We start from the raw sequence: 13373 nt of genomic DNA on the forward strand, positions 1-13373 counted from the left end.
CTTAATTAGTTATTAGTTGCTCAATAAAATTAGCTTCAAATTCGGTAAAATCTTTATATACTTGGTTGGCATGCCCTAACACATCTTCGCTTCCTATACCAATAGATATCATACTTGCCGCATTAGCAGCTGTAACTCCGGCTACAGAATCTTCAAATACTATACAATCTTCTGGGGCAACTCTCAATTGTTTTGCACCAATCAAAAATACCTCAGGGTCTGGTTTAGCCTTGGTTACACTATTTCCATCTACAATGGTATCGAACATATGTAATAAGCCCACTTTTGCCAAAATAGTAGTAGCATTCTTACTTGCTGATCCTAATGCTATTGGGTGTCCTTGCTTATTAAGCTTATTCAAAAAATCTTCAACACCCACAAGAATATCTTTTGTGTCCATGTTATTAACATACGTTAGATATTCTATGTTTTTTTCGGCTGTAAGTTTATCAAACTTTTCTTGCTCAATAGAAACCCCTGCCCAGTCTAATATTTTTTGTAAAGAACCAATTCTACTTACACCTTTTAACTGCTCATTTAATTCTTCAGTTAAATTGAAACCTAGCTCAGCTGCTGTATTCTTCCAGGCTAAGTAATGAAAGTGTGCTGTATCTACGATGACACCATCTAAGTCAAAAATAAATCCCTTTTTATTCATTAATTTTATGTTTGTTTTACATTTAATTAAATTGATTCTTAATAGGAAATCAGTTTTTAATTTTCTTTGTTTAAATTTTGTTTTTTGAAGAATACTAATTTAAAATTTCTTTAGAGAAGGCTTATAATTTAGATTCAGATTTTTTCACACGAAAACGGAATAGTGCTATTTTTTAGTTTTAATTACATTATCATATTATTTTCAAGAATCTTTGAAAAGCCTTATCAATGCTTTCCTATTAATAATACAATAAAGCCCGCATTATTTATTTTGTAGACTGTCTCAATTTTAAGTTGGTAGACAATACCTTTTTTTGAAAAGCTATTTCTTCTTCTTTGTTTTCTATTCTATGTATAAGTAATTCTACCGCTTGTTTACCCATTTCAAAACCGTGTTGAACCAAAGCTGTCAGTGGCGGAGAAGAGTATTTAGAAATCAAACCATCAGTAAAAGTAATAATGCTTATATCATCAGGAACTTTCAGACCTTTATCCTTTGCTAATTGCATAGCCGTACTTGCAAAAATTTCTCCATTAGATGCCAATATGCCATCAGGATATTGTTCAATATTTTCAAATAGGACAGAAATTTTTTCCTGAATATTTTCATCCTCACTGACATCTATGATCAATTCTTCATCAAAAGAGATATTGTGTTTTGTTAAGGCTTTCAGGTATCCTTTTTTACGTAAAGCTCCTATTCTAACATAATCAGGAGACTTCAACAATGCAATACGTTTACAACCAGATTCTATCAATTTCTCAGTAGCCTTTTGTGCGCCACCCTCATCATTGATAATTACTTTATCACAAACCAAATCTTCAACAACATTATCAAATAAAACCACCGGAAACTTCTCGTCAAGCAGTTTTTGTATATGTCTGTAATCTTTTTTATGTTGTGTTTCTAGAGCCGTAGATAAAAGCATACCATCTACACTACCATCCAATAGCGTTTCTATACTTTTTACTTCTTTTTCATGTGATTTATTAGAAAGACATATCATCACATTATAGCCTTTACTATTTGCAAAATCTTCTATTCCTCTAAGTACTGTTGAAAAAAAATGATGTACAATTTCAGGAATAATTACACCTATCGTCAAGGTTTTTTGACTTCTAAGCTTCAGTGCTAGACTATTTGGTTTGTAATTGTGAAACTTTGCAAAAGCTTTGATACGTTCACGAGTTTCTATACTTATTTCATGGCTATCTTTTAATGCTTTTGAAACAGTAGAAATAGAAACATCAAGCTCACGAGCAATATCTTTAATCGTTAATTTGGGTTTCATCTATAGATTGGTGCTTGAGTACATAAACCTGCCCCAAAGTACGAAACATTTTAGCAATACTAAATTAAAATTATCATAAACTCCATCCTTCTCTATACTCGCGTTTTACAAACTGATTGGCAGCATCAAAATTCGTGATTTGCATGTTTTTACCATCCCATAACAGCTTTTTTCTACCCGGATAATTATGGCCTCTACCATCCCTTCTTGGTTTACGCACCAAATAACTTCTAATAGCCAGATTACCCATTAAAACTGACTCTGTTAAAGGGCCTGCAAAATTAAATGAAGAAGTTAGTGCTTTATGTTTTGACTTACCAAAACCTTCTTTACAAGCTTCAACCCAACTGACTTGATGACCGTGCTCAGGAAGAGCACTCTCTTTGTGTTCATAAGTTAAAACTTCACCATTATTAAAGTATATTTTTGGATTTTTTCCATATGTACCACAAGTCATAATACCCTTTTCACCAATCATGATCACACCATTAGTACTATTATTATCTCCAATAGAATGATCAGCTGGAATCAGTTCCGGATGGAAAGGCCGTAACCCTCCATCAGTCCAAGTCATCGTAACATCCACTGGATTTTTATCCGTAGCTTTAAACTTTAATTGCGTCCTAGATGATAGTGGGCACGATTCGGGTAAATACTCAGGCACCCAATCTTTAATATAGACTGCTGCTACACTACTTTCCACTTCTGTAGGATACCCTAATCCTAAAACTCGATATGGCGGATCGATTAAATGACAACCCATATCTCCTAAGGCTCCAGTACCAAAATTCCACCAACCCCGCCATTTAAATGGATGATATAAGGGATGGTAATCAACCATTTTGGCTGGGCCTATCCATACGTCCCAATCTAACCCATCCATCATTTTTGATGTATCAGTTGGTGATGGTATTCCTTGTGGCCATACGGGTCTATTTGTCCATACATGCACCTTTTGCACATTGCCTAATTTTCCTTCATCAAACCATTTTATCATCTGTTGCACCCCATCACCTGAGGCTCCCTGATTGCCCATTTGTGTTACTACTTTATATTCATTAGCAGCTACGGTAAGTTTTCGTGCTTCATAAATATTATGGGTTAACGGTTTCTGTACATATACATGTTTTCCTAATTTCATAGCAGCAATAGCAATGACAGCATGCGTATGATCTGGAGTAGAAATTGTTAAAGCATCAACTTCCTTTAACTCGTCTAATAACTTTCTAAAATCTTTATACTTCTTGGCTTTAGGGAATTTCTTAAAAGCGTTTGCAGCCATATTCCAATCAACATCGCAAATAGCTACCATATTTGATGTACCATTATTCCATGCATGAACAGCATCAGAAAATCCTTTACCTCCACCCCCAATAGCTGCAATATTTAGCTTATCACTTGGCGGGATGAATCCTTTACCTAAAACATGCCTTGGCACTATACTAATTCCTGCAAAAGCTAATGAAGCACTTTTAATAAAATTCCTTCTTGAAGTAGTATCTTTTTTCCGCATAATGATATCTTATTAATCAAGCTTTAGCAGCTCTATATTTCTAAATTCTATAGGGTGACTTTCACTTTGTAAAGCAATATATCCATGTTGAAGCGGTTGCCCATCTCTAACTTTCCATTGCTTTTTGTCAGGCGTAAAGTCTCCGCCATAAACAGGTTTAGAATAACGTATGACTTCTTTACCATCAACGGAATGAGTAATCAAAGAATCACCTAAAACCAATGCTTCCATTTGCACCCAGCGACCATCGTAAATGGTTTTTGAAGAAGAATTAATACAATGTTCAGTAATCTGTATGTCATCTATTTCCACATGCGTTCCAGGAGTACATAAATTTGCAGTAGGTCTTTCCTTACCTTCCTCTACTCCACCTAAAAATTGTGCTTCTAAAGAAATTGGAAACCCTTGATTTAAACCCATGCTTTCAGGAGATTGCGCATGCAACATCACTCCACTGTTTTTTGTTGCCCAAGCTTCTCCTCCTGGAGCTTGATCACTCACAAATCGATATTCTAATTGTAACTTGTAATTTGAAAATGGTGTTTTATAGAAAATATGCCCATATAATTCACCAAAATCTTGGTAATTTTCGTATGATACTTTCATCACCCCATTCTCAACTTGAAATGTATTAAATACATTTTCCCCAACAGGATACCCGTTGATCTTTACTACCCAATCGGTCAAATCTTTACCATTAAAAAGGGAAATCCAATTTTCAGAAGTGCTTACTTTTTCTGCAATAGTACTTTCATTTTTCTCTTTGCAACCCCAAATGAATATTAGAAAAGAGATTGTTATGAGAGAAAAGTGTTTCATTTTTTAAGATAATGACCAAACTTTACCTCCGGTAGCTTCTTCTAATGAAACACAACCTATATACTCACCTGGTACTGGGTCATATGGTAATATTTCCATTCCTACTTTCTGATTTGTCTTATAACCCCAGATAGAGATTTCTCTGAGCCCAATTAAAGCTTCAAAAACAGCTTTTTCATCTTCGTTTTCTTGAAATGCTTGTATTTGCTCAGGAGTAGCTTTCAAATATTTAGCTAATAATTTATTATAGTCGTCATCAGATGCCTTGCCAATAGGTTTACCCGTGGCTTTAGCTATTGCTATTAGACCTTTCTTAAAACCTTCTTGATCTTCTTTACTAGCAACCTGTGAAGCATATTTATCAATAAATTCAGGTACATTCACATCAGTAGCTCCGGGTAAAACTTCCGTTTTCGGTAAAATCAACTCAACCAATTTCTTAATAGTTTGTCCTTCTTCAGGAGAGAAAAACTCAGGAGTCCAATCAATTTTTGGCTCGCTTTTACAACTTTGTAGTAGGCTTATCACTGTAGGAGTAGCAACCACCAAACCAAATGACAGTCCTAAACCTTTTATTGCTTCTCTTCTATCCATAATTATGCTTTCATTTTTTTGATTTGTTTCGCAGCATGGTCGGCTGCTCTGGCCGTTAAGGCCATGTATGTCAATGAAGGATTTTGACATCCTGCAGAGGTCATACAGGCACCATCAGTAACATAAACATTAGGAACTGTGTGTACTTGATTAAATTCATTTAATACAGATGTCCTGGGGTCTCTACCCATTCGAGCCGTTCCCATTTCATGAATTCCCAATCCTGGCGCTCCTGGTCTATCCATAGGTTGTATATCTTCAAGTCCTGCTTTTTCAAGCATTTCTATAGCTTGTTGAATCATATCCTTACGCATTTCCCATTCGTTTTCTTTCCACTCAGCATCAAAGGTAATTGTGGGTAAGCCCCATTCATCTAATTTATCATAATCTAATGTCATTTTATTTTCATGATAAGGCAAACATTCACCAAAACCGTTCAAGGTCATTCTCCATTCTCCAGGCTTTAAGATTGCTTCTGTAAGTTCAGGGCCATAGGCAGCTTCAGCAACATATTCTGATGCTCCCCAACGTCCGGCACCACCTTGATAACCATACCCTCTAGAAAATTCTTTCTTGGTATCCTCATCACCTAAGTTTCTAAAACGAGGAATGTAAATGCCATTGGCTCTTCTACCCTTATAATATTTATCATCAAAGCCATTATACTTACCCGAGGCACCAGCTGTAAAATGATGATCCATAATATTGTGACCTAACTCTCCTGAATCATTCCCCAATCCATTAGGGAAACGCTCTGATTTAGATTGCATTAAAATAGAAGCAGAGGCAATAGCAGAGGCGCACAAGAAAATAATTTTTGCATTAAATGTAAGTTTCTCCTTAGTTTCTGTGTCAATAACACGCACTCCTGTAGCTCGTTTTAATTTATCATCATAAATAGCCTCATAAACAATTGAGTTAGGGCGCAGTGTCATGTTACTTGACCTCTCTGCTGCCGGTAAAGTACAAGAATTACTACTGAAATAACCTCCAAAAGGGCATCCGCGTATGCACCTGTCTCTGTATTGACATTTTCCACGGCCTTCGTATTCTTTATCACCTGTAATATGAGCGGTTCTTCCGATAGTAAGCACTCTGTCTTTATAATTTTCAGCAATCTTATCCTTTACATGCGTTTCTAAACAATTCAATTGCATAGGTGGACCAAATTTACCGTCAGGTAACTGTGGTAATCCTAAATTTTCTCCACTTACTCCTATATATTCTTCTACATAATCATACCAAGGTGCAATATCTTTATAACGAATAGGCCAATCAACAGCAATACCTTCCTTTTTATTAGCTTCAAAATCAAGGTCACTTAATCGATAGCTTTGTCGCCCCCACATAATTGAACGACCTCCTACATGATATCCACGCATCCAGTCAAAACGTTTTGTTTCGTTATAAGGGTGTTTTACATCATCAACAAACCAGTGTTTGCTCGCTTCTCGTGTAGTATACCCTGTTCTACTTTGCTTTGCTTTTCGTTCCCTGGTCTTCTCTGTAATAACATTTGCACCAGGCTCAAAATCCCAGGGGTCTTTATTCATTGTTGGGTAATCTTGAATATGCTTTACCATACGACCTCTCTCTAACACGAGGGTTTTCAAACCTTTTTCACATAATTCTTTAGCAGCCCAGCCCCCACTAATACCTGTTCCTACTACAATAGCATCATACTCTTGTTGAATGTTCATTTTTATTTAGTTATTCATTAGTTAGTATATTCCAAAAACTATTATTTTTGCATTTTTACCCAACTATAATTGTCAATGTGTAAAAATTCAAGCCTAAATGTAAAGAATATTCCAAAAAATACCGCTTTTTTTAACAGGCATTTTTTACTAAAACGTTTTCGTAATTCGTATTAGACGTTCTTTATATAAATAGTAACTTTAGTACCTCTACTAAATAATTTAACACTTATGAAATTATCCATAAATTATCTTCGAAAATTTTGTTGTCTTTTTTTGCTAAGCTTCTTAATTTTTGCTTGTAAACAAGATAAAAAAACAGCAAAAAATGAAGAACCAATGAAAAAAGAAACAATCAAACCATTTTTCAAACTATCACTAGCACAATGGTCATTAAACAAGGGCATTAGATTTGAAGGAGCAGATCCCACAGATTTTGCTCAAAGGGCAAAGGAGTTAGGTTTTGAAGGATTAGAATATGTTAGTCAGCTTTATAATAAGCAACTTGAATCTATTGGTATGGATTCATTACTGGTTATGTTAAAAGTAAAAAGTAAAGAACACAACATGAAGAACCTTATTATTATGGTGGATGGTGAAGGTGATCTCGCTGCTATTGATGAAAAAGAGAGAGATCAGGCTGTTGAAAATCACAAAAAGTGGGTGGATGCTGCTGCACATTTAGGGTGCCATTCCATACGCGTGAACACCTTTGGCACCAATGATTCTGACATATGGTTAAAAACTGCTGAAGATGGCTTACGAAAATTATCTACCTATGCTACTACCAAAAATGTAAATGTATTGGTAGAAAATCACGGTTGGTTATCTTCTGATGCACCTAAAGTAGTTCAAGTAATGAAAGCGGTAAATATGGAAAATTGCGGCACACTACCTGATTTTGGCAACTGGTGCATCAAGCGAAAGGATGGTGAAAAATGGGGTGAGTGTGTTGAGGAATATTCTGATATGTATAAAGGGATTGAGCTTTTAATGCCATTTGCGAAAGCAGTAAGTGCTAAGTCATATGATTTTGATGAAAATGGAAATGAAACCAAGATTGATTATAAAAAAATGCTACAAGTAGTAAAGGATGCAGGTTATACTGGCTATATTGGTGTGGAATATGAAGGTAGTAGACTCAGCGAAGAAGAAGGTATAAAAGCCACTAAAGATTTACTGCTAAAAGTTGCTAAAGAATTGAATTAACCCCCTCATATAACTAACTCAATATAATGAAAAAAACTATACAATTTCAGCTCTCTTTTATGATGTTCCTTGAATTTTTTATTTGGGGAGGCTGGTTTGTAACGCTAGGTTCTTTTTTAGGAAATAATCTTAAAGCCACGGGAGCAGAAACAGGAATGGCATACTCCACCCAATCTTGGGGAGCAATCATTGCGCCTTTTATCATTGGTCTAATTGCTGATCGTTTTTTTAATGCTGAAAGGATTTTAGGAGTACTCCATTTAGTAGGTGCAATTCTAATGTATCAAATGTCTCAAACAACTGAGTTTAGTACATTTTACCCATATGTATTAGGTTATATGATTGCATATATGCCCACATTGGCTCTGGTAAATTCAGTATCATTTAATCAAATGAGTGACCCTGCAAAACAATTCCCTTTTGTCAGAGTTTTTGGAACAATAGGTTGGATCGTAGCCGGTTGGATCATTAGCCTTGCTTTTAAATGGGATTCCATTGAGAATATTCAACAAGGTCAATTGTCAAACACTTTTTTAATGGTGGCTATCGCTTCAGCTATACTAGGATTATTTAGTTTTACATTGCCAAAAACGCCTCCAAGTGTTAGAAAAGGTGAAAAAGTTACCATTTCAGATATTCTAGGGTTAGATGCACTCAAACTATTAAAAGATAAAAATTTCTTAATCTTTTTTATCTCTTCAGTACTTATCTGTATTCCTTTAGCTTTCTATTATCAAAATATAAGCTTATTTCTAACAGAAAATAAAGTTGAAAACTCTACAACATGGGCGTCATTAGGGCAGATCTCAGAAGTGGCCTTTATGTTACTATTACCTTTTTTCTTTAAAAAATATGGGTTTAAGAAGACTATTCTATTCGGTATGTTAGCTTGGGGCATCCGTTATTTATTGTTTGCTTATGGAAATGCAGGAGATCTATTCTTTATGCTTGTAATAGGAATAGCATTGCATGGTATTTGTTATGATTTCTTTTTTGTGTCTGGACAAATCTACACCGACTCGAAAGCTGGAGAGAAAGTAAAAAGTGCTGCACAAGGGCTAATAACATTAGCAACATATGGTGTGGGTATGCTCGTTGGTTTTTGGGTTGCCGGAAAAATAGTTGATAGAAATCTGATTTCTGAAGGAATTCATAATTGGAGTGGCGTTTGGATTTTTCCTGCAATATTTGCTGTTATAGTACTTATTTTGTTTGCAGTATTATTTAAAAATGAAAAAGTTGAATATAAAGAATAAGAAAATCAATGAGTAATAAAATACGTTTAGGTATTCTTGGTGGTGGTGGTGATTCTCTAATTGGTGTTCTGCATCGAGTGGCTTCAGCCATGTATGATAGGTATCAAATTGTTGGAGGTGTTTTTAACCCGAATTTCAATGATAATGTTGATTTTGCCAAGAAAATTGGCCTAGCTACAGATAGGGTTTATAAAGATTTTGATACACTAATAGAAGAGGAAAATAAGCTTCCTATTTCTGAACGAATGCAAGTTGTCTCTATACTTACACCCAATTTTTTGCATTTTCCTATGGCTAAAAAGCTTCTTGAGAATGGGTTTAGTGTTATTTGTGAAAAGCCTATGACCATGAATTTTGAAGAAGCAAAAATACTTCAAGAAACTTTAGCAATGACAAAAGCTGTTTTTGCAGTAACATATACCTATACCGGCTATCCAATGGTACGGCAGATGCGTAAAATGATTGAAGAAGGAAGACTTGGAAAGCTTCAAAAAATAGATGCACAGTATTATCAAGGTTGGATCAACCCTATTATTCACGACAAAGAAAAGCGTTCTACAACATGGCGTTTGAATCCTGAAAAATCTGGTATAAGTTGTTGTATAGGTGATATTGGCACACACGCTTTTGATATGTTAGAATATGTTACACAACTGAAAATAGATACTGTACTTGCAGATTTGAATTATTTATACCAAGACAACAAAATGGATATTGATGGCACTGTTCTAATTAGATGTGAAAATGGTGTAAAAGGCACGATCTGCACGAGTCAAATTGCTACAGGTGAAGAAAATAGTTTTATTGTTAAAGTATATGGTGATAAAGGTGGGTTAAAATGGGAACAAGAGAATCCTAATTATTTATATTTCCTTGAAGAAGATGGAGTGCAACAAATAATGAAGCCTGGCCATAGTTATAATAGCGAACTTTCTTTAGAAGGCACAAAGCTACCACCAGGGCATCCTGAAGGCATCTTTGATTCAATGGGTAATATTTATAAAGGTGTAGCCAAGGCTATTTCGGGTGAACCTTATGATCATGGAGAATTTCCAACGCTATTAGATGGACTTAGAGGTATGAGTTTTATAGAAAAAGCTGTAGAATCTCATCAAAAAGGAAATATCTGGATAAAAATTGAAGAATAATGAAGACTATTAAAGGACCTGCGGTTTTTCTTGCTCAATTCATGGATGATAAACCACCATTTAATTCTTTAGATGGTCTTTGTAAATGGGCATCAGAGTTAGGGTATAAAGGTATTCAAATTCCTACTTGGGAATCAAGATTGATCGACCTTGATCTTGCCGCCAATAGTAAAGACTATTGTGATGAACTAAAGGGAAAAATAAACTCTTACGGTTTAGAAATCACAGAACTCTCAACACACTTACAAGGACAATTGGTTGCGGTGCATCCTGCCTACGATATCATGTTTGATAATTTTGCTCCTGATAATTGTAAAGGCAATCCTAAAGCTAGAACAGAATGGGCTATACAAACTGTAAAAAATGCTGCCACAGCAAGTAAACATTTAGGATTAAAAACACATGCCACATTTTCTGGGGCTTTATTATGGCATACTTTTCATCCTTGGCCGCAGCGCCCTCCTGGACTTGTAGAAATGGGCTTTGAAGAATTAGCAAAGCGTTGGCTGCCAATTTTAAACCATTTTGATGAACAGGGTGTTGATGTTTGTTATGAGGTACATCCTGGTGAAGATATTCATGATGGTGACACGTTTGAGCGCTTTTTAGAAGCAACAGGCAATCATAGACGTGTAAACATTTTATATGATCCATCACATTTTGTATTACAGCAGCTGGATTATATTGAATACATAGATCACTATCATGAGTTTATAAAAGCGTTTCATGTAAAAGATTCGGAATTTAATCCTACAGGAAAAAAAGGAGTTTTTGGTGGCTATAATGACTGGGGGAATCGCGCTGGGCGTTATCGTTCTCCTGGTGATGGGCAAATAGATTTTAAAACCATCTTCTCAAAACTCACACAATATGGTTGTGATGTTTGGGCTGTTATGGAATGGGAGTGTTGTATTAAATCACCTGAACAGGGTGCACGCGAAGGTGCTAAATTTATTCAAGATCATATTATTGAAGCTACAAAAAAGGCTTTTGACGATTTTGCAGGTGCTGAAGTAGATAAAACACAATTAAAAAATATATTAGGACTCTAATTTTAAACAAATGAAAAAACTTATTGGCTTAAGTATCCTTTGCATAGCTTTTATTGTATCCTGTAAAAAGGATAAAAAAGAAAGTGTAGCAGAAAAGACAGATGAAAGAATTGAACAAAAGATGGAAAAAGAAAATGATTGGATAGTACTCTTCGATGGTAGTTCCTTAGACAACTGGAGAGGTTATTTATCTGATAGTATTTATAAAGAGTGGACGATAGATGGTGATGCTATGAAATTTACACCAAGTGATAAAGGAGGTAAAAATATTATTTCAAAACAGAAATTTAAAGACTTTGTGCTGTCATTAGAATGGAAAGTATCAGAAAAGGGAAACAGTGGTATTTTCTGGAGTGTTTTTGAAGATGAAAAATTTCCTGAAGCCTATCAAACAGGCCCTGAAATTCAAGTTTTGGATAATGAACTGCATCCTGATTCATTTGTAGCTGAAGGTACACATAAAGCAGGTTCTCTATACGATATGATTGCCTGCCCAGATGATTTAATTAAACCTGCGGGAGAATGGAATGAATGCATTTTAAAAGTCGATCATAAAAATAATGTAGCTTCTGTTACCATGAATGGGGAGGAAGCATTTACATTTCCGGTTCATGGAGAGAAGTGGGATGCTATGGTGGCCAATTCAAAGTTTAAAGACTGGGAAGGTTTTGGAAAATACCATAAAGGACATATAGGTTTACAAGACCATTCTGACATTGTTTGGTTTCGAAATATTAAAATTAAAAAGCTATAAAATAAAAGGGCATACTGCTACATAAGTGTGCTTTTTCATGATTACCTTTTTTATGCTTCAGATTCTGCAGTTTTAGGGATATTCAATCTCATTGCTAATATTGCCGCTATGGCAAAAAATACACCTGCGAATAACATCGCGTTGATTGCATTGCCTCCTAGTAAAAATTTATAAATAGGTCCAAATGTTAAGGTTTCTATACCCATTGGAATAACAATCATCATATTCAAAATTCCCATATAGACACCTCTTCGCTCTTGTGGAACCACTTTTGAAACCATAGTATATGGAATTCCCATCATAGCTGCCCACCCGATGCCAAACAAAACCATTGGTGCCAATACTAACAGTGGATCAGTTATGAATGGAATTGAAAATAACGCAATTGCCGTTCCAACTAAGCTTAATGCATATACCTTTTTCCCACCGTACTTCAACGTTAGAGGAACCAAAGCTAAAGCAACTAGCATTGTTACAATGTTATAAGTAAGGCTCATTTGAGCTGACTGTGAAGCTGCTTCTGAGGTAGAATAACCCATAGTTAACTTAAATAGAGGCGTTATATATTGCCAATAAACAAACAAGGCATACCATTGAAATAAATATACAGCAGCAACCTTCCACATAAATTTCGGCATTTCTTTAATGGCATCAGCTATTTCTTTAAATGGTTTACCAATACGAACTCCCAATGGTTGGGCCTTATTATGATTAATCTCCGCCAATTCTTCATCACTTGGTGGTATTTCTGGAGTTTTAAGAACGGACCATAAGATGGTTGTTATTGATAGAATACCTCCTATATAAAACGAATAATACAACCATTTAGGAATAGAACCAGCTACTTCAATTGACTCATCACCTAATAACTTTTGAAAAAGCACAATAGAGCCATTAGCTAAGAGAATACCAGCTCCTACAAACAGACTTTGCATTTGGTAACCTAAACTCAATTGTTTTTCTGGTAGTTTATCACCCACAAACGCACGATAAGGCTCCATGGCCATATTATTACCAACATCTAATATCCATAACAATCCTACAGCAAACCATAAAAATGGGCTTGTTGGAAAAGCAAATAAGCATAAACTGCCAATGATAGCTCCTATCAAAAAATAGGGTTTACGTCTTCCCCAACGAGCTGACCATGTTTTATCAGACATAGCTCCAATAATAGGTTGAACGATTAAACCGGTTACCGGACCTGCAATATTCAAGATAGGAAGCATTTCTTCAGAGGCACCTAAATAAAGAAAAATTGGATTTATCGCGGTCTGCTGTAAACCAAAACTATATTGAATCCCCAAGAATCCAACATTCATATTTAAAATTTGCCAAAAGGAGAGTTTAGGCTTTATAGGGCGTAAGTTCATTTGAGTTAG

Annotated in this window: 12 protein-coding genes; 5 read left to right on the forward strand and 7 right to left on the reverse strand. The window is 35.4% G+C overall.

The features are described from left to right. Position 1: 1 nt before the first annotated feature. The 6 genes from pgmB to AC1EU5_RS06390 all read right to left on the reverse strand — a co-directional run bounded on the left by pgmB (position 2) and on the right by AC1EU5_RS06390 (position 6575). A complete protein-coding gene (gene pgmB / locus AC1EU5_RS06365) occupies positions 2 to 658 on the reverse strand; it encodes a beta-phosphoglucomutase (protein ID WP_480191532.1) in 657 nt (218 codons plus the stop codon). A gap of 265 nt (positions 659 to 923) precedes the next feature. Further along, entirely contained in the window at positions 924 to 1949 is a 1026-nt protein-coding gene (locus AC1EU5_RS06370; protein ID WP_480191533.1) for a LacI family DNA-binding transcriptional regulator, read from the reverse strand. A 73-nt stretch (positions 1950 to 2022) separates the two neighbouring features. Continuing rightward, positions 2023 to 3462 (reverse strand): Gfo/Idh/MocA family protein, encoded by a 1440-nt coding sequence (locus AC1EU5_RS06375; RefSeq protein WP_480191534.1) that lies wholly within the window; start codon positions 3460 to 3462, stop codon positions 2023 to 2025. Between the two features lie 12 nt (positions 3463 to 3474). Then, on the reverse strand, positions 3475 to 4281 hold the full coding sequence (locus AC1EU5_RS06380) for a 3-keto-disaccharide hydrolase (RefSeq protein ID WP_480191535.1): 807 nt from the start codon (positions 4279 to 4281) through the stop codon (positions 3475 to 3477). A 3-nt stretch (positions 4282 to 4284) separates the two neighbouring features. Beyond that, positions 4285 to 4875, reverse strand: coding sequence for a gluconate 2-dehydrogenase subunit 3 family protein (locus AC1EU5_RS06385; protein WP_480191536.1), 591 nt, complete (start codon positions 4873 to 4875; stop codon positions 4285 to 4287). 2 nt (positions 4876 to 4877) lie between these two features. After that, complete coding sequence (locus AC1EU5_RS06390; protein ID WP_480191537.1) at positions 4878 to 6575, reverse strand: GMC oxidoreductase; 1698 nt, start codon at positions 6573 to 6575, stop codon at positions 4878 to 4880. A gap of 336 nt (positions 6576 to 6911) precedes the next feature. Between AC1EU5_RS06390 and AC1EU5_RS06395 the strand changes: the two genes are divergently transcribed. Genes AC1EU5_RS06395 through AC1EU5_RS06415 form a run of 5 tightly spaced genes read left to right on the forward strand, consistent with a single transcriptional unit; the run spans position 6912 to position 11991 of the window. Beyond that, positions 6912 to 7781, forward strand: a complete 870-nt coding sequence (locus tag AC1EU5_RS06395; RefSeq protein ID WP_480191538.1) for a sugar phosphate isomerase/epimerase family protein — start codon at positions 6912 to 6914, stop codon at positions 7779 to 7781. Positions 7782 to 7807: 26 nt separating this feature from the next. Then, positions 7808 to 9037 carry a nucleoside permease gene (locus tag AC1EU5_RS06400; RefSeq protein ID WP_480191539.1) on the forward strand — a complete coding sequence of 410 codons (1230 nt, stop codon included), beginning with the start codon at positions 7808 to 7810 and terminating at the stop codon, positions 9035 to 9037. 8 nt (positions 9038 to 9045) lie between these two features. Then, positions 9046 to 10185, forward strand: a complete 1140-nt coding sequence (locus AC1EU5_RS06405) for a Gfo/Idh/MocA family protein (RefSeq protein ID WP_480191540.1) — start codon at positions 9046 to 9048, stop codon at positions 10183 to 10185. Beyond that, positions 10185 to 11237, forward strand: coding sequence for a sugar phosphate isomerase/epimerase family protein (locus AC1EU5_RS06410; protein WP_480191541.1), 1053 nt, complete (start codon positions 10185 to 10187; stop codon positions 11235 to 11237). Before AC1EU5_RS06405 ends, AC1EU5_RS06410 begins: the two co-directional genes overlap by 1 nt. A 10-nt stretch (positions 11238 to 11247) precedes the next feature. Then, on the forward strand, positions 11248 to 11991 hold the full coding sequence (locus AC1EU5_RS06415; RefSeq protein ID WP_480191542.1) for a 3-keto-disaccharide hydrolase: 744 nt from the start codon (positions 11248 to 11250) through the stop codon (positions 11989 to 11991). 50 nt (positions 11992 to 12041) lie between these two features. Here the strand turns inward: AC1EU5_RS06415 and AC1EU5_RS06420 are convergent, their stop codons facing one another. Beyond that, positions 12042 to 13364 (reverse strand): MFS transporter, encoded by a 1323-nt coding sequence (locus AC1EU5_RS06420; protein WP_480191543.1) that lies wholly within the window; start codon positions 13362 to 13364, stop codon positions 12042 to 12044. Positions 13365 to 13373 lie beyond the last annotated feature (9 nt).

It is taken from the genome of Maritimimonas sp. 2405UD52-3 (assembly GCF_056591715.1).

Bases quoted from the DNA above. Each gene is read 5' to 3' on its own strand.
- AC1EU5_RS06370 (WP_480191533.1), bottom strand. From the start codon at position 1,949: ATGAAACCCAAATTAACGATTAAAGATATTGCTCGTGAGCTTGATGTT.
- AC1EU5_RS06395 (WP_480191538.1), top strand. From the start codon at position 6,912: ATGAAAAAAGAAACAATCAAACCATTTTTCAAACTATCACTAGCACAA.
- AC1EU5_RS06405 (WP_480191540.1), top strand. From the start codon at position 9,046: ATGAGTAATAAAATACGTTTAGGTATTCTTGGTGGTGGTGGTGATTCT.
- AC1EU5_RS06410 (WP_480191541.1), top strand. From the start codon at position 10,185: ATGAAGACTATTAAAGGACCTGCGGTTTTTCTTGCTCAATTCATGGAT.
- pgmB (WP_480191532.1), bottom strand. From the start codon at position 658: ATGAATAAAAAGGGATTTATTTTTGACTTAGATGGTGTCATCGTAGAT.
- AC1EU5_RS06385 (WP_480191536.1), bottom strand. From the start codon at position 4,875: ATGGATAGAAGAGAAGCAATAAAAGGTTTAGGACTGTCATTTGGTTTG.
- AC1EU5_RS06415 (WP_480191542.1), top strand. From the start codon at position 11,248: ATGAAAAAACTTATTGGCTTAAGTATCCTTTGCATAGCTTTTATTGTA.
- AC1EU5_RS06420 (WP_480191543.1), bottom strand. From the start codon at position 13,364: ATGAACTTACGCCCTATAAAGCCTAAACTCTCCTTTTGGCAAATTTTA.
- AC1EU5_RS06400 (WP_480191539.1), top strand. From the start codon at position 7,808: ATGAAAAAAACTATACAATTTCAGCTCTCTTTTATGATGTTCCTTGAA.
- AC1EU5_RS06375 (WP_480191534.1), bottom strand. From the start codon at position 3,462: ATGCGGAAAAAAGATACTACTTCAAGAAGGAATTTTATTAAAAGTGCT.
- AC1EU5_RS06390 (WP_480191537.1), bottom strand. From the start codon at position 6,575: ATGAACATTCAACAAGAGTATGATGCTATTGTAGTAGGAACAGGTATT.
- AC1EU5_RS06380 (WP_480191535.1), bottom strand. From the start codon at position 4,281: ATGAAACACTTTTCTCTCATAACAATCTCTTTTCTAATATTCATTTGG.